This is a genomic window from Chitinophaga eiseniae (assembly GCF_012641265.1).
Taxonomy (GTDB): domain Bacteria; phylum Bacteroidota; class Bacteroidia; order Chitinophagales; family Chitinophagaceae; genus Chitinophaga; species Chitinophaga eiseniae_A.
Window position 1 is genome coordinate 369,964 of record NZ_JABAHZ010000005.1, and the last position, 16,578, is coordinate 386,541.

11 protein-coding genes and 1 tRNA gene are annotated in these 16,578 nt (G+C 45.3%); 5 read left to right on the plus strand and 7 right to left on the minus strand.

Annotated elements, in window-relative coordinates; all coding sequences use genetic code 11:
* Positions 1–98 precede the first annotated feature (98 nt).
* On the plus strand, positions 99–764 hold the full coding sequence (locus HGH91_RS21485) for a response regulator transcription factor (RefSeq protein WP_168740859.1): 666 nt from the start codon (positions 99–101) through the stop codon (positions 762–764).
* Here the strand turns inward: HGH91_RS21485 and HGH91_RS21490 are convergent.
* From HGH91_RS21490 to HGH91_RS21520, 7 genes are all read right to left on the minus strand, one after another.
* Positions 730–3,708 carry a sensor histidine kinase gene (locus HGH91_RS21490; protein WP_168741005.1) on the minus strand — a complete coding sequence of 993 codons (2,979 nt, stop codon included), beginning with the start codon at positions 3,706–3,708 and terminating at the stop codon, positions 730–732. The genes HGH91_RS21485 and HGH91_RS21490 overlap by 35 nt on opposite strands.
* A gap of 252 nt (positions 3,709–3,960) precedes the next feature.
* A tRNA-Ser gene (locus tag HGH91_RS21495) sits at positions 3,961–4,045 on the minus strand.
* Positions 4,046–4,221: 176 nt separating this feature from the next.
* Positions 4,222–5,634, minus strand: a complete 1,413-nt coding sequence (locus HGH91_RS21500) for an efflux transporter outer membrane subunit (protein WP_168740860.1) — start codon at positions 5,632–5,634, stop codon at positions 4,222–4,224.
* A gap of 41 nt (positions 5,635–5,675) precedes the next feature.
* Positions 5,676–8,840 (minus strand): efflux RND transporter permease subunit, encoded by a 3,165-nt coding sequence (locus HGH91_RS21505; RefSeq protein ID WP_168740861.1) that lies wholly within the window; start codon positions 8,838–8,840, stop codon positions 5,676–5,678.
* Positions 8,841–8,975: 135 nt separating this feature from the next.
* Positions 8,976–10,172, minus strand: coding sequence for an efflux RND transporter periplasmic adaptor subunit (locus tag HGH91_RS21510; RefSeq protein ID WP_211092383.1), 1,197 nt, complete (start codon positions 10,170–10,172; stop codon positions 8,976–8,978).
* A gap of 342 nt (positions 10,173–10,514) precedes the next feature.
* On the minus strand, positions 10,515–11,402 hold the full coding sequence (locus tag HGH91_RS21515; RefSeq protein ID WP_168740862.1) for a helix-turn-helix domain-containing protein: 888 nt from the start codon (positions 11,400–11,402) through the stop codon (positions 10,515–10,517).
* A 111-nt stretch (positions 11,403–11,513) separates the two neighbouring features.
* Positions 11,514–13,634, minus strand: a complete 2,121-nt coding sequence (locus HGH91_RS21520; RefSeq protein WP_168740863.1) for an endonuclease MutS2 — start codon at positions 13,632–13,634, stop codon at positions 11,514–11,516.
* Positions 13,635–14,064: 430 nt separating this feature from the next.
* On the opposite strand from HGH91_RS21520, the gene msrA reads away from it, so the two are divergent.
* From msrA to ygiD, 4 genes are all read left to right on the plus strand, one after another.
* Positions 14,065–14,712: a peptide-methionine (S)-S-oxide reductase MsrA gene (msrA, locus tag HGH91_RS21525; protein WP_145674737.1), complete on the plus strand. Its 648-nt coding sequence runs from the start codon at positions 14,065–14,067 to the stop codon at positions 14,710–14,712.
* A gap of 74 nt (positions 14,713–14,786) precedes the next feature.
* Positions 14,787–15,212, plus strand: coding sequence for a hypothetical protein (locus HGH91_RS21530; RefSeq protein ID WP_168740864.1), 426 nt, complete (start codon positions 14,787–14,789; stop codon positions 15,210–15,212).
* Between the two features lie 56 nt (positions 15,213–15,268).
* On the plus strand, positions 15,269–15,679 hold the full coding sequence (locus HGH91_RS21535) for an Rrf2 family transcriptional regulator (protein ID WP_168740865.1): 411 nt from the start codon (positions 15,269–15,271) through the stop codon (positions 15,677–15,679).
* 39 nt (positions 15,680–15,718) lie between these two features.
* A complete protein-coding gene (gene ygiD / locus HGH91_RS21540) occupies positions 15,719–16,540 on the plus strand; it encodes a 4,5-DOPA dioxygenase extradiol (RefSeq protein WP_168740866.1) in 822 nt (273 codons plus the stop codon).
* The last annotated feature ends 38 nt before the right edge of the window (positions 16,541–16,578 follow it).

Here is a 16,578-nt window from a genome sequence, read left to right on the forward strand (position 1 = left end):
AAAAATTTACAATTAATTATATACATCCAAAGAAAAATATATTATTTTAGTGTTGACAAACATCCAATGCTACCCTTGGTCCCTAACCCGTAACGGAAATGATACATGTACTGATTGCAGACGACCATTCGATAGTAAGACTTGGCATAAAACAAATTATCTGCTCCCTGCCTGGCAATATGCTTGTAACTGAAGCAAGGACATTTGATGAAACCATTTCTCTTATTGAAGCCCGACATTTCGACCTGCTGATACTGGACATTAATATGCCCGGTGGCAACAACCGCCAGATGATAGATGCCGTAAAACTACGGCTCCCTGACATCAGGATACTGGTGTGTTCTGCCTATGAAGAAACCCTCTATGCACTCGACTATCTCCAGACCGGCGCAGATGGTTATATTGAGAAAAATTCCATCGATGAGGAATTTAAAGCTGCCATCAACGCGGTGCTTGGCGGAGAGAAGTACATCAGTAAAGCTGTACGGGATCAGCTGATCAGGAAATATACGAAACAGGAAGAGCATTCCCATAGCCCATTCTCCGGGCTTTCCAGCCGCGAAGTAGAAGTCATGAACCTGCTCACCAAAGGGCTTCCCCTGGTAAAAATCGCAGAAATACTTCACCTGCAACTCACTACCGTGAGCACCTATAAATCGCGCATCTTTGAGAAGACCGGCGTGAAAAATGTGATCGCTTTAGTGGAGAAAGTACAGATGCACCAGGTGGTTAGTCCTTACCGCGAAGCCGTAGTGAAAGTATAGTACCGCCGCCGGTGCGCGGGCTGGCCAATAAACGGGCATTGATCACCAACAACAGTTCTTTTACGAGCACCAGTCCGATACCCGTGCTATGGGAATGCCAGCTCCCGTCATTTCCTGGATGGTTAATCCATTCCATCACTGCTGGCGGCATCCCGGTGCCAGTATCTGATATGTGTATGATGACTCCTGCTGTTCCTCCTTCGGCAGTTATTTCTACACTGCCGCGGCTGGTGTACTTCACCGCATTGTCTAACAGGTTATGCAGCACTACCGCCAGTAACAATTTATTCACCGCTACGGTCATTTCAGGAGGAATATAACTAACGAGCTGTATGCCTTTAGAATCAGATAATGGGCGAAAAATTGCCATCTTTTCTTCTACTAACGGAAACAGACCTACGATTTCGTTTGAAAATTCACCGGTATGAAAAGTAGTCCGCATGTAATGTATCAGGTTGTCTACCAGGTGATGCATCCGGTAAAGACTTTCATAGGTAACCATCTTTACTTCATCCGTCTGTAAGGTGCCGGGTTCATCTTTATTCACCCGGAGCAGGAAGCGTAACGGCGTTTTAATATCATGCGTAATCGCAGTGAGCAGGTGCTTGTGCATGAGGCTCTGCTTACGTACCTGTTCATCCGACTCCTGCAAGATGGCCATCGTTTCCTGCAACTTCCGGGTACGGTTAAATACCTTTATTTCTAATTGCTTGTTCTGTTCCTGGATACGCCGGATACGTATCTTGTAGAGCAAAATTACCAGGCAGATGAGGGTAATCAATACAGCCAACCGGAACCATCCTTTTTCATAAAAAGCCTTCGCCACGCTGATAACGATCACCTTTTCCATATACTGGTCCCTTCCGAATCCTTTCAGCTTCCGTATGCAGATACGATAATTCCCAGATGGTAAAGATGATAAGGCAATCGTTCTGTCGCTGTTCACGGGTAGCCAAATCTTTTCCCCCCGCCTATCCTCTTCTTCCAGGCAATAGTAAAAATAAAGATTCCGCGGATCACCAAAATAAGGGGAACTGACATGTAAGCGGAAGGTTTTAAAATTATTCGGTAATTCAATACGCTCCCCTGCTTCAGTCAATTTCAGATCACGTTCCACCCAATCTATAAATATCCCTTTGTCGGGCATTTCCATCCTGACAGCAGCCGGCGTAAACTGTACAAGCCCATCCAGCGATGGCAACGAAATATCACCATCCTCATACTTCAGAGCGCAAGGTTCGCAACCACCGTTAAACTCGTTTGTGTTAAACCCCTGGTCCCTGCCGAAATAATAGTAAAATAAATCATCCTGTTTCCCATCTGCAAAATCCAGTGCATCCTGCCGGCGAACACTGAATAAACCTTTATTGGTAGTGAGCCAGAAATACCCCTGGTCATCTTCCATAATGCAATGCGTACTTGTCATATACCGCTGCCGGTCTAGTGGCAAGGCCGCCAGCCGTTCATTCCGGTAAAGAAAAACGCCGCGGTTATAAGTAGTAATCCAGGTTTCTCCCTGTTTGGGAATATAAATGCTTCTTATATTCGCTGTTTCCAAACCTTTGATGGTGTCGGTACGTCCTGACGGTAAATGAACCCGATACATCCCTCGACCAGTGCCTACCCATAAAATACCCGGCGTCTGTTCTTCCTGGATATAATTTACATCGTTGATAGCGGCCGGGAGAAATTGCAGTCCCCGGGCCGGATCAGCCATCTTTATATAATATAGCCCCGGATATTTCCCTCCTACCCACAAATTTCCGTCAACATCAACATAAACCTGTGTAATGAGATACGGCAACTGAATTTTGCATAACACCCTGCTGAAATCCGGCGATATGCAAATCAGCAAAAATCCATCTCTCCCCCAATATCTTCCCTCCTTGTCACGGGCCAACGTATATTTTTCCAACGGATTTTTTCTGCCGAATGATAACGGCAACCGGCTGTACCTGCCTTGTTGATCAAAGGCCAGACCAGAGGCTGTTACCACTGCATTCCCCGGGAAAGGAGCCTGTGCATAAAATACCTCCGCTTCCGAAGCCTCAGATTTATACGCCGTAAACTGCTGCCTGGTGCAAACATAGAGCCCCTTGGTAGAACTGCCCAGGAAAACCCGGTTATTAACCTGGTCGTAATAGATCGAATTAATGTAAGCGGTATGGAGATCGAAATCCCGCAATACCATCGTGCTATGTATGTTCCCGTCGGCTTCCCTTTGTAACAGATAGCAATTACCATCTGTATAAATAAAAACCTGGTGGGCTGCCAGGTTCCAGAACAATTCCATCCTGCACTTACCAAACGCGGAATCTGACAATAGATCTCCTGAAAGCGATACTTTCACCTGCCGGTCCTTGTTCCATCCACAGATGCGCCCATCCCGGTTAAGGTAAAAAAGTCGGTTACCGCATACGAATAAACGCAGCAGATCGAGCTGAGAATGTATAATGCGGTAAGCTTCCTTCCCGCTTTCCATAAAAGAAATGGTATCACGATTGACCGCGAAATAACTTTCAGTAGCATCCGGGATAACTATCGGGCGCATGGTTGCAAAATGTACCGCGTAGTCGTCCGGCCAGCCCCTGATAGGATAAAAGTCATCCTTTGTATCGAGGTATTGTTGATACTTATATCCCGGCAGGACTTTCCCCACCTGCTTTACCCTGCTCTCCGTTACTGTTAATATTTCTTTGATATCCGTTTCTACAGCAATAGCAGTATCACTGGGATAAATCCTGGCCATCCGGCTACTTTTCAATCCAGGTACATTATCACTGCCAAAATTGAAAAAATAATTGCCATCAAAACGACTTAACCCATTTTCTGTGGCCAACCATAAGAAGCCATTCTTATCCGGTACGATCCCCTTTACGCTGTTTTGCGGCAGGCCATCTTCATCCGTAAAATGCTTTACAAAATAATGCGGCATCGTATCCATTGAAGTAACGGATATAGGCGGGTTGAAGTGTAGTAAGGATAGACTAAGACAAAAAATAAGGTTCATTGCAGAAACAGGCACTAACTACATGACGGTACAATATCATCTGTCATACTTTTTTTATGACAACAACTTAATAAAGATATAAAAATTTCAATGGCAATTTTTTTTCTCTTAATAAGTGGTGTGTTTGGCAAATGATGCGGTCAGCAAACAAAAAGCCTTTGGCTATAACCAAAGGCTTCTAGTTTGCGGAGAGTCAGGGATTCGAACCCCGGGACCTGTTACAGTCAACAGTTTTCAAGACTGCCGCAATCGACCGCTCTGCCAACTCTCCAGGGACGCAAATGTATAAAACCAATTCTAAATAAAAAAGTTTTGCAGAAAAAACTGCAAAACTCTTTTCTATAAAGGATTTGATATCGAACTACGGACCTAAGCGACATAAATACCTGTCTGTTGAATCGAAAAATGAGCCTGTTAGTCCTCGCTTTGATCCGTAGTTCGCATCAACTATTTCCAGCCGCCACCTAAGGAACGGTATAAATCTACCATAGCACTCAGGCGTTGACGGTCAATATCCGCCTGCGATAATTCTGCCTGCAATGACCGGCCCTGGGCGGTAATTACCTCCAAGTAGTTGGCCATACCACTGCGAAACAGTTGCTGCGCCTGTTGTATTGCCAGCTGGGATGTGTTCACCTGGCGCACAGCGATTTCCTGCTGTGTTTTTACTTTATCCAGCTTCACCAGGGCATCGCTCACTTCTCCAATGGCATTCAGGGCCGATTGCTTAAACTGTATCACAGCCTGTTCACGTTGTATTTTGGCTACTTCCAGCTGTGTTTTCAAAGCACGGCGCTGGAAGATAGGTTGCGTAATACCACCGGCTACGGTTCCAAACAGGGAAGCTGGTAAATTAAACCAGGTGCTGGCCTTGAAGGCATTCACCCCTCCGCTGCCAGTAATGGTAAGCGAGGGATACATGCTTCCCTGTGCTGCGCCCACCTGGGCATTGGCCGCTACCAGGCCCATTTCGCTGGCCCGTACATCCGGACGGCGACTGATCATGGCAGCCGGGATACCGGTAGGCAGTGAATCCGCTACGTGGAAGTCGCTGAGCTTACCGGTGCGGGCAATCGCAGCTGGCAGCTCTCCCATTAAAATACGCAGGGCGTTTTCCTGTATGGCAATACCCTGTTCCAGTTGTGGTACCAGCAGTTCTGCTGTTTGCTGTTGAGAGATGGCCTGTTGCACACCCAGCTCTGTTACCTCTCCTGCGGCTTTCTGCAGTCGGAGCATCTTTACGATAGTATCGCTGAGCTGTACGTTCTTATGAGCAATCTCCAGTTGTTTGTCCAGCATCAGCAGGTTGAAATAGCTGTTGGCTACTGCAGCTACCAGACCGGTTTGTACGGCATGCTGTCCTTCATAGGTCTGCAGGTAAGTAGCCAGGGCTGCTTCCTTCTGACGGCGTATTTTGCCCCAAATATCTATTTCCCACGACATACTTACTCCCAGGTTGAAATCTTCCAGGTGATCCCCCAGGTTATTCACCGATAGGTTCAAACCAGTGAAACTGTTTTTGGAAGGGAAGTTGGTATTAGCAGAGGCGTTGGCAGTGAATGCCGGCAACCATGCCACCTTGGCCTGTTTCAGGTACTCCTGTGCAGAGGCCACCCTTTTTACTGCCAGCTGCAGATCATAGTTGCCGGTAATGGCGCTGTCGATCAGCTGCTGCAGGGCGGGGTCGGTGAAAAATTGCTTCCATTCTATGCTCGCAATACTACTGTCGGACGGGGCCACGTTGCCAAATTGCTGGGGCAGCGCCACCGGGGGCCGCTCATAATTGCGGCCTACCCGGCAAGCTGCTAACCCTACAACTAAGGACAACAGAATTAAAAATGAGCTATAACTTGTTTTCATTTGTCTTTTTTCTGATTCTGATAATAGATAATGCTAATCTTTTAGTGTACCAGCTTTGCCTCATGTTTTCCTTCCACTCCCACTATCGGCTTGCGGCTGATTTTCTCTTGCAGGAACTGGAAAATTACAAACAGCACAGGTATGATGAATACCCCCAGGACCACCCCGGTAAACATGCCACCTACAGTACTCCAACCGATCGAATGATTGCCTTTGGCAGATGCACCTTGTGTAAAGATTAATGGCAACATACCAACAATAAAGGCAAAGGAAGTCATCAATATTGGACGGAGACGAAGCTGCGCTGCTTCCAAAGCCGCCTGAACAAGCTTATAACCCGCTCTTCGCCGTTGTATGGCAAACTCCACAATCAGGATCGCATTTTTAGCCAATAATCCTATCAGCATGATCATACCTATTTGTACATAGATATTGCCCTCTATGCCGCTAAGGCCAATGAAACTATATACACCTAATATACCCGTAGGTACAGTAAGGATTACTGCTAGTGGCAGGATATAGCTTTCATACTGTGCAGCCAGCAGGAAGAACACGAACAATACACTCAATAAAAACACGAACGCAGTTTGGTTCCCTGCTCTTATCTCTTCCCTCGTAATACCTGTAAACTCATAGGCATATCCTTGTGGCAATGCCTTTTTCGATACTTCTCCAATGGCTTTAATTACATCACCGGTACTATAACCTGGTTTGGGTGTAGCATTAATGGTAACAGCAGTATACAGGTTGTTTCGTGTAACTGTTTCCGGGCCATATACACGTGTTAATTTGGCCACTGTACTTACCGGCACCATCGTACCCAGGTTGTTCTTTACATAAATAGCATCCAACGAACTTTTATCCATCCGGTATGAAATATCGGCCTGCGCCATTACACGGCTATATTTCCCGAAACGGTTAAAGTCTGAAACGAAACTACTACCATAATATGTTTGCAGTGTATTCAACAAATCACTAACAGATACACCCAACTGTTTCACTTTTACTTCATCTATATCAATGGTGTATTGTGGGTTACCCGTACTAAAAGTAGTGAACGCACTTGCCACTTCTGGCCGCTGACTTAATGCACCAACAAAACCCCATGCCGTTCCTGCTAGTTTATCCAGCGATCCGTTTGATCTGTCCTGCAACATCATTTCTACCCCGCTCACGTTACCAAAACCCTGTATTGTTGGAAAACCAACAAAAAAGGTTAAGGCATCATGTACTTGCATTGATTTCCCTAACAAACCGCCTGCAATAGCAGTCGGGTCTTTTACAACACCTCTCTCCTTACGATCTTTTAACCTTACAAATACCGCAGCATTAGGGGAAGCGTTCGCATTTGTTACAAAGTTCATCCCATTTGCGGCCCATACATCGCTCACACCATCATCTTTCAGCACAATTTTACTTATCTGGCTCGTTGCATTCTCCGTTCTGCTAAGTGAACTACCGGGAGGTGTTTGGGTAATACCAACTACGAACCCTTGATCCTCATCTGGAATAAACCCGGTAGGCGTTGTTTTGATCAGCCAAAATGTAGCCACCACTACAAGCAATAATCCGGTAATGGCCACCCATCTGTTCTTCAGCAGGAATTTGATGCTCCGTATATATCTTGCCGTCATGGCATTAAAAGCGGTATTAAAGGCGTCGAAGAAGCGGCTACCAAAACCTTTTTTCTTTCCACCTTCGCCTATATGCTGGTTCTTTAAGAATAAAGCACACAACGCCGGACTTAGCGTTAACGCATTCACCGCAGAAATAAAGATAGCAATGGCCAGTGTAAAGGCGAATTGTTTATAGAATACGCCTGCAGGACCTTGTACAAAGCTCACTGGTACAAACACTGCTGCCATTACCAATGTGATCGAAACAATCGCACCGGATATCTCACTCATCGTTTTAACGGTTGCCTCTCTTGCCGCTAAATGCTCACGTTCCATCGTTGAGTGTACGGCCTCTACCACCACAATGGCATCATCCACCACAATACCAATAGCCAGTACCAATGCGAACAATGTAAGCAGGTTAATGCTAAAGCCGAATAATTGTAAGAAGAAGAAGGTACCTATAATCGAAACAGGAACAGCAATTACCGGGATCAATGTAGAGCGCAGATCTTGCAGGAAAATGAAAACCACGATGGCCACAAGGATGAACGCAATGATCAGCGTTTCTTTAACCTGGTCGATAGATGCATCCAAAAATTCCTTCGAGTTGTACATTATCTTAAACTTCATACCACCGGGTAACCCCTTATCAAATTCTCTAATCTGTCGTTCCAGTTCGGTAAGAATTTCATTGGCATTGGAACCCGGCGTCTGCACAATACCAAAACCGGTAGCCGGTTTGCCATCAAGCAAATTCGAAGCAGTATAAGTATAGCCACCAAGTTCAACCCTGGCCAAATCTTTAAGGCGAAGAACAGAACCATCGTTATTTGCCTTAATCACCATATTTTCATACTCTTCAGGCTTATTTAACTTTCCCTTATACTTAATAATATACTCGAAAGATTCTTTACTACTTTGTCCCAAACGACCTGGCGCAGCTTCTACGTTCTGATCTCTGATTGCATTCATCACTTCTGTTGTAGAAAGATTATTAGCAACAAGTCTGTCGGGTTTCAACCAGATACGCATCGAATAGTCTTTTGAACCAAATGGCTGTACCTGTGCCACCCCTGGTATACGTTGTAACTGAGGGATGATATTAATTCTCGCATAGTTATTTAAGAACAGCTCGTTATACTTAACACTATCCTCGCTATATAACGCCACAAACATCAGGAAGCTGCTCTGTACTTTCTGTGTAGAAAGCCCAGCTTGTAATACTTCGGGAGGTAGCTGGCTATTAGCTTTGGATACGCGGTTTTGTACGTTTACCGCCGCAATATCAGGATCCGTTCCTTGTTTAAAAAAAACTGTCAAGATGTAGCTACCATCATTGTTGGAATTGGAAGTCATGTACGTCATGTTCTCCACACCATTTACCGATTCTTCTATCGGGGTAGCAACTGTACGGGCTATCACCTCCCCGTTGGCGCCAGGGTAATTGGCTATAACCTGTACAGATGGCGGCGCAATCTCAGGAAATAAAGCCGTAGGCAGGGAGAATAATGACAACCCTCCCAGTATAACCAATATGATAGAAATAACCGTAGATAACACCGGCCTTTCAATAAATCGTTTTAACATAAATAACAATTATGGGTTGCGGTATGTCCGCACGAACACAAACAGTGCATGTGTAACAACACTGCCTGCGTCGCAATTTGAATAATGTTTTGTGTAAACGCTCTTAACACTGGCGTGCTTTCACGCTTAATTATTTTAAAGCAGCGGCTTTGCTTTCAACAAACTATCTGTAGATACCATCTGTGGCTGAATAACAACACCATCTTTTAAACCACCCATCATCATGGTAGATTGAGAAGATAATACAATCTTATCTCCCTCCTTTACGCCATCAGTCACAAAATAATAATTAGACGTTTTGCCTGAAATGGTGAGTGGTTTTGTAACGATTTTATTACTATCGGCCACTGTATAAACAAACACTTTGTCCTGCAATTCAAACGTGGCTTCCTGGGGAATTACCAATGCAGCAGCATGTAAAGTAGGTACTCTGACTTTACCGGTGCTACCACTTCTAAGTATTCCCTGTGCATTAGGAAAGCTGGCACGTAAACTAATTGCACCAATAGTTTTGTCAAACTGCCCTTCCACTATTTCAACTTTTCCTTTTTCAGGATAAACACTTCCATCTGCCAGGATTAATTCAACCGCCGGCATTCCTTTTACTTTTTCAGCAACGCTGTTACCTGGATATTTTTCCTTGAATTTGAGGAAATCGGTTTCACTCAAAGAAAAATAAACACGCATGTCCTTTACTTCAGAAATAGTAGTCAATGCGCCTGTCATTCCTCTGCTAACAAGGCTTCCTGTTTTAAAGGGAATACTACCTACATAACCATCGCTGGGTGCGCTGATATTGGTGAACCCAAGATTGATACGGGCGGCTTCTACCTGGGCCTGCGCCTGGGCAACATTAGCTTTCGCCGAATTGTAACTTGCTTCGGCCGATTTTAATTGAACATCCGATACCACATTATTACTAAGTAGCGGCTTCAATTTATCAACGTTGATTTGTGCATTCTCTAATGCCGCTGTTGCAGCTTGTAAATTTGCAGTGGCATTGTTGAGCTGCTCTGCATAAGGCCTTCTGTCGATCGTGAAAAGTGTTTGACCTTTTCTAACGTAAGCACCTTCATCTACTGAAATATTCGTTAGATAGCCGTCTACCTGTGGTCTTATTTCCACATCACGGGTTCCTTCTACCGAAGCAGAGAAATCCTGAAACGTTGTAGCAGGTAATGTAACTGCTTTAATTACGGGTAAAGGCGGCGCGCCGCCCCCTTGCTCCTGATGTGCCTGTGATGTGCCACAGCCAGACATCACTGCGAGGATGATAGTGCTATAAATTAAGCCTGCCGGCAAATTTTCGAAAATAGTTCTCCTTAGTTTCATACTTGTTTTTTTAATCGTGCAACAATAAATCTCTCTCCGTAGCGAAGACAATACAACTCATATTGCTTCACAGCAGCAGTTTGGTAACAGCAGTCGGGAGTGAAAATACAGGTAGTTAACGTCGCGGCTTCGGGCAACGTATAATGTCACAGCATATTATACGTAAGCACGCAACTAAATGTTACTACTGTAAATAAAATTAATAGAAAGGTATTGCGGAATATCCGCTAAAAAATTCTCATTGGTTTTCAAATTTTGAATGATGCACGGGCGACATCATTATTTTAAACACACTGCAAAAATAGATATTTAATATTAACGGGCGTTTAAATTATTACGGGTTTAATTGTACTTTTCACGGATACTCTTTTGGAAAGAAGCGGGCGTAAACCCGGAATGTTTCTTAAAAAAGCGGTTAAAATAAGCGTCATCCTCGAAATTCAACTGCGCCGCGATCTGCTTAATGGAATGCTCACCCCAATACAGTAGCCGCTTTGCTTCCATAATCCGCTTTTCATCTATAATAAATTTTGCATTCCTTCCGAGCAAGGCTTTCACCGTGTCATTTAAATGTCCCGGTGAAACGTACAACATTTCTGCATAATCAGATACCTGCGCCTTCTCATGAAAATGCTGGTCGACCAACATCTTAAACTGCCGCGCCATATTATATTGCGAACTCTCCGCATTCATCCAGTTGCCCGATGGCTCAGAAATCCGCCCACAGGCAATCACAAACGCATTCAACAAATTCCGGATAATCGCTTCCTTCCGCAACTTATCCCCATTATACTCCTTGCGGATCAGGTCTGCATACGACAATACCTCCTCCAGCTGCTCTTCATTCAGGGGAATCATCCCGGAGCTGAATACACAGCGCCAGCAACTAACGACTCCCTGCATTTCGGGCACCAGGAAGTCGTTAGTAAAATAAATATTGATCAACTCAGCGTCCGGATCCATCTCATGCTGATGCACCTGGTTAGGCTCCATCAACATCAGTGCAGGCGCTTCCATTTCGTATTGCTTAAAATCGATCGACTGCCGTATACGGCCTTTGATCAATATATCAATGCTGTATCCGTTATGACGATGCGGGACGTTCATATCGCCTATACAGGCCTCAAACCCTTTCCACTCGCCCATAAAAAAATTAGCGCCATCTGCATAGTCACAGTTATAAACCTCAACAGGCGAATTACGTGTTATAACGCGTTCTAATACTTCCATTGGTTTAATATTTTAACGGTAACCATCATTCAAATTGATGAAGTAAAGGTAGCTGATTAGACATCCTTCTTCCAACTATACGCGGTATAGATATTTTCTATACTATCGATATTACTTCCCTTCTTCTATCTTTTCTGCCGGCTTTTCCTGCACTAATACCAGGTCGCTGAGCTTTACATTGATAGGGATGTTACCAATCTTCACAATGGCGCGCTTGTCGCGGATCTCCAGCACTTTACCTACCTGCCGGTTGGTAACAATTTTCACCAGCATACCTACTTCGATATCTCCACGTACTTCCTCAAACTTATCCTGCACTTTTTTCTGCTGCTGCTCATTATGCTGCTTTTCCCTGCGGCGGAATAACAGAATTTCAGCCTGCTTCATCACTTTCTCCTTGTCATCGGCACGCTTCCATTCTATCACAATCTGCTTCAGCTTACGCTCCATATCTTTCAGGTACTGCAGGTCATCTTCCTTAATCTGGTTCTGCAATTTCAACAGGGTATACTGTTGTTGCTTTCGTTCCTTGTCGGCCAGGATCTCGTACTCCTTCTTCAATCGCTCGTTTTCCTTCAGTAACTTCTGCAGTTCTTTCTCTTTATGTTCTACTTTCTGCAGATCCTGTTCGGCTTTGTTCAGCAGCTTATCCAGCTGGAAATGCCCTTCATCCACCAGCTTCTTGGCACGGGCAATCAACGAAGGATGCAACCCTATCCGCTCCGCAATGGAAAAAGTATAGGAACTACCGGGCTTACCCACCATCAATTTATACATGGGCAACAACGTTTGTTCGTCAAAGCCCATCGCGCCATTGATAATACCTTTTACCTTATTGGCCATTACCTTCAGGTTCAGGTAGTGCGTGGTTACTACGCCAAAAGCATGCTTCTTGGCCAGTTCCTCCATGATCACCTCCGCAAAAGCCCCTCCCAGGTTAGGATCAGAGCCGCTACCCAGTTCATCTATGAAGAACAACGTTTTGCCGTTGGCGTTCTCCATAAAATATTTCATGTTTTTGAGATGAGAACTGTAGGTACTCAGCTCAAATTCGAGCGACTGCGTATCCCCGATATGGATCATCAGTTGTTTAAAAATACCCAGCTGCGACGAAGGATGTACCGGTACCAGCAGGCCTGCCTGCAACATCAGCTGTATCAGCCCGATGGTTTTGAGGGTAACCGTCTTACCACCGGCATTGGGTCCGCTGATCACGAGGATGTGCGCATCCTTATCCAGGTTGATATTCACCGGGATAGTAGGCTTCTGATTTTTCCGGTTGTACAGCAACAACAACGGGTGATAGGCCTGTATCAGGTTCAACTGGGCATGTGGCAACAGCATGGGATAATTGGCATCCATATCCAGTGCCAGCCTGGCTTTCCCCCTGATAAAATCAAAGGTGCCCAGTACCTGGTGATAGCTGTTCAACAAACCGGAGTAGCTGCTCAGGGAAGCCGTCATGGCTTTGAGAATGCGGTACACCTCGCGGCCCTCCTCTCTTTCGAGCGACTGTATATCATTATTGAGCTGTATCGTTTCCTCAGGTTCCAGGAAAGCCGTTTTACGGGTATCCGATTCACCCAGGATGAGACCTTTCACCATCCGCTTATTTTCTGCATAGATGGCTACTACCCTGCGTCCATTGAGAAATGCCTCCTCCTGGTCGGCCAGGTAGTTGAGCTTTTGCAGTTTCTGAAGAATACGGTCAAATATCCGGCGTAATTCTGTACGCTTACGGAACAGCGACATACGGATTTTGGCCAGATCGGGCGAGGCATTATCTTTTACCTGTCCCAGTTCATCCAACACTTCGTCGATCGTGGCAGTAATCTTCTTCTCATAATGGGTGTCTTTGATCACATCAAACAAGCCAGCATACTGGATGCGGCGGTCGTGGTCAAAGAAACGGACAATACTATGCATACTTTCTGCGAGCTTACGCAGTTGCATGGCCTGTTCACCGGTTAATACGGCCCCCTGGATTTCCAGCAGCCGTAATTCCTTTTTCAGGTTCAGTATATAATCGTTGGGAAAATTCTCCTGCAACAGGGTGAGTTGTTTATATTCATGTGCCTGTTGAAGGGCTGTTTTAACATAATCTATGTGCGTGTGCAGGCGTAGTTCTGCGGCCATTTCCTTGCCCAGTTCTGTTTTACAATGCTCTTGCAGCAATGCCTGTACTTTATCGAATTCCAACTGCACCAACGCAGATTCTGGAAAATATTTCAAGTGTTATTTATTTAAAGTAAGAAGGCACAAACAATCCATACTTGTTCGTGTCTGCGTAAAAGGTTTACGATCATGCGCATGAAAGCGCGGCCAACGGGGTGGCGGGGAAAATACTATCCGGGAAAATGATTAATTCTTGTTCATCGTTATTGTCATTATGCTATCAAACGTATCCGGTTATGCCGGCTTTTTATATCGGTTCCTGCTGCTGCTGACGTATGTTTTTTGACGGCTTCCGGGGCGCCCTCGGGTTCCCACAAACTGCAAAAGAATGTTAAAGTTACTTAACTTGTTCTTTTCCTGCATCATTTATTACGTAAATTATTATAAAAACAGGGATGATAAAGGTGCTTAGACAGGCTGCAATGCGAATACAGTATTGAATTTGAGTCATATTTAAAAAAAGATGCATCTTTAAAATTTTATTTTTATGAGAAAATATTCCATCTTCATTTGTCTGATTGCACTGGCACTTTTTGCCTGTGCCCAAAATAAAAAAGATAAAGTACCGGGCGATATGGAAGTAAGTAACAATCAACAAACAGCCACCGCCACCTTTGGAGGCGGCTGCTTCTGGTGTACAGAAGCCCAGTTCCAGGAACTGGAAGGAGTGATCAAGGTAGAATCGGGCTATGCCGGCGGCACGGTAGCCAATCCAACCTACGAAGAGGTGTGTACCGGCAATACCGGCCATGCAGAAGTAATCCGGGTCACCTACGACCCCACTAAGGTCAGCTACGAAGAACTGTTGCAGGCATTCTGGCTCAGCCACGATCCCACCCAGTTAAACCGGCAGGGCAATGATGTAGGCACCCAGTACCGCAGTGTAATATTCTATAATAGCGAGGAACAAAAAGAGAAAGCGGAGCTTTATAAGAAGAAATTACAGGAATCAGGCGCCTACGATAAACCAATCGTAACCGAAATTGCTCCCCTGACTACCTTCTACAAGGCGGAAAACTACCACCAGAACTATTATAACGACAATGGTTCTCAGCCTTATTGCACTTTCGTGATCAAACCTAAACTCGAAAAATTTAAAAAAGCATTTGCAGGACACCTGAAAAAAGGACTATAGAAGAAGCTGAAAGCTTTCAGCTTTCAGCTTTTTTCACTATCTTATACAGCAGTTTTTAAAAAGTTCCACCATTAATGAGCACTGTACAAGAATGTCCCTGGTGTGGGAGCGACCAAACTATACGCACTATACCGGAAAAAGACCCTATTAACGTTATTATCGTCTGTAAACAATGCCAACGGATCATTTCCGACAGGGCTAGCAGCTCCGTTACCAGGAAGACCAATCCTGCCAGGCAAAGCGTGGAGGAAAAAGTGATCCAGCTCTCTATGAATGCCGGCAAACTCCCAGCTATCAAGTATTACCTCACTGAAATGAACAAAACACCCGGGATCCCTCCCATCGGGCTCCGGGAAGCCAAAGAAACAGTAGAAGCCCTCCTCTATACCCGCGGCCTCAGCAGTATGGTAAAAAAGCCTAATAAGAACGGCGGTGTCATCGCCCTGATCGTACTGGTACTCATCATTGCCTGTGTCGTCTACTTCTTTACCCACAGATAAATTTTTCCTTTCCACGGATAATCTTACCTTTGTACTGTAATAAAGTCAATTACAGAATGAACAACGGACGATTCCCCATATCACTGCATATTCTTACGCTGATGGCCAGCTCAGCCGGGGAATTACTGTCCTCCGACTATATTGCAGGTAGTATCAACATCAACCCCGTACTGGTACGCAAGGAAATCAGCAACCTGCGCAACTTCGGACTGATAGAAAGCAAGGAAGGCAAAAACGGCGGCTCCACCCTGGCTAAACCAGCCGATAAAATCCGGCTTTCAGAAGTTTACCACGCCGTACAACAAGCCTCCCTGCTGGGAAATAGCAAAAATAAACCTAACCCGGACTGCCCGATCGGCAAACAAATCAATCTCCACCTCGACCATCTTTACGAGGATATAGAAGGAGCTTTACTACATAGATTAGAGAAAATGAGCCTGGCCGATTTTTTACGCCAGTTCCAATAGTTTTTCATCAAAGGCAATGCTGCCACGAGGAGGAATAGCATGCAACTCAACGATCTCAGAAATATTACCAGCGAATTTAAAAGCACCAGCCAGATGCCCGTCATGTTCATCGGCCACGGTAACCCAATGAATGGCATCAGCGACAACGCCTTTACCCGTGCTCTGGGTAAAATGGGACAAGACCTCCCACATAAGCCTGCCGCCATCCTGGTTATCTCCGCCCACTGGCTCACCAAAGGCACCCACGTGCTGGTAGCGCCACAACCGGAAACCATACACGACTTTGGCGGATTCCCCGAAGCCCTCTACGCCGTACAATACCCGGCGCCCGGCGCTCCGGAACTGGCCAGGGAAACCAAACAGCTCATCACCTCCACCCAGGTGATAGAAGATGACCACTGGGGACTGGACCACGGCTCCTGGACGGTACTCAAACACATGTACCCCATGGCCGATGTTCCCGTATTTCAACTGAGCATCGACTATCACCAGCCACCGGAATATCACTTTAAGCTGGCAACCGAATTAAAAACACTACGGAACAAAGGCGTACTCATTATGGGTAGTGGGAATATTGTACATAATCTCCGCCAGGTAGTATTCAGCGATAATGCCAAACCGTACGACTGGGCCCTTTCCTTCGATAACACGGTAAAACAAAAACTGGAACAGGGCGCCTTCAACGACCTGGTCAACTACCGCAACCTGGGATTGGAAGCACAACTGTCTATCCCCACCAACGATCACTATTTACCCATGATCTACACCCTGGGATTGGTAGATAAAAATGAATCCATACAATTCACTTACGAAGAAATACAAAACGGGAGTATTAGTATGCGCTGTTTTAAAACAGCGTAAGGTAGCACACTATTAAAATGGACAACCGTTGTGGATTA

Excerpts from the sequence above, each read along its gene's own strand:
- ygiD (WP_168740866.1), top strand. The coding sequence starts at position 15,719 with ATGCAACTCAACGATCTCAGAAATATTACCAGCGAATTTAAAAGCACC.
- HGH91_RS21500 (WP_168740860.1), bottom strand. The coding sequence starts at position 5,634 with ATGAAAACAAGTTATAGCTCATTTTTAATTCTGTTGTCCTTAGTTGTA.
- HGH91_RS21515 (WP_168740862.1), bottom strand. The coding sequence starts at position 11,402 with ATGGAAGTATTAGAACGCGTTATAACACGTAATTCGCCTGTTGAGGTT.
- HGH91_RS21530 (WP_168740864.1), top strand. The coding sequence starts at position 14,787 with ATGAGCACTGTACAAGAATGTCCCTGGTGTGGGAGCGACCAAACTATA.
- HGH91_RS21485 (WP_168740859.1), top strand. The coding sequence starts at position 99 with ATGATACATGTACTGATTGCAGACGACCATTCGATAGTAAGACTTGGC.
- HGH91_RS21535 (WP_168740865.1), top strand. The coding sequence starts at position 15,269 with ATGAACAACGGACGATTCCCCATATCACTGCATATTCTTACGCTGATG.
- HGH91_RS21505 (WP_168740861.1), bottom strand. The coding sequence starts at position 8,840 with ATGTTAAAACGATTTATTGAAAGGCCGGTGTTATCTACGGTTATTTCT.
- msrA (WP_145674737.1), top strand. The coding sequence starts at position 14,065 with ATGAGAAAATATTCCATCTTCATTTGTCTGATTGCACTGGCACTTTTT.
- HGH91_RS21490 (WP_168741005.1), bottom strand. The coding sequence starts at position 3,708 with ATGGATACGATGCCGCATTATTTTGTAAAGCATTTTACGGATGAAGAT.
- HGH91_RS21510 (WP_211092383.1), bottom strand. The coding sequence starts at position 10,172 with ATGAAACTAAGGAGAACTATTTTCGAAAATTTGCCGGCAGGCTTAATT.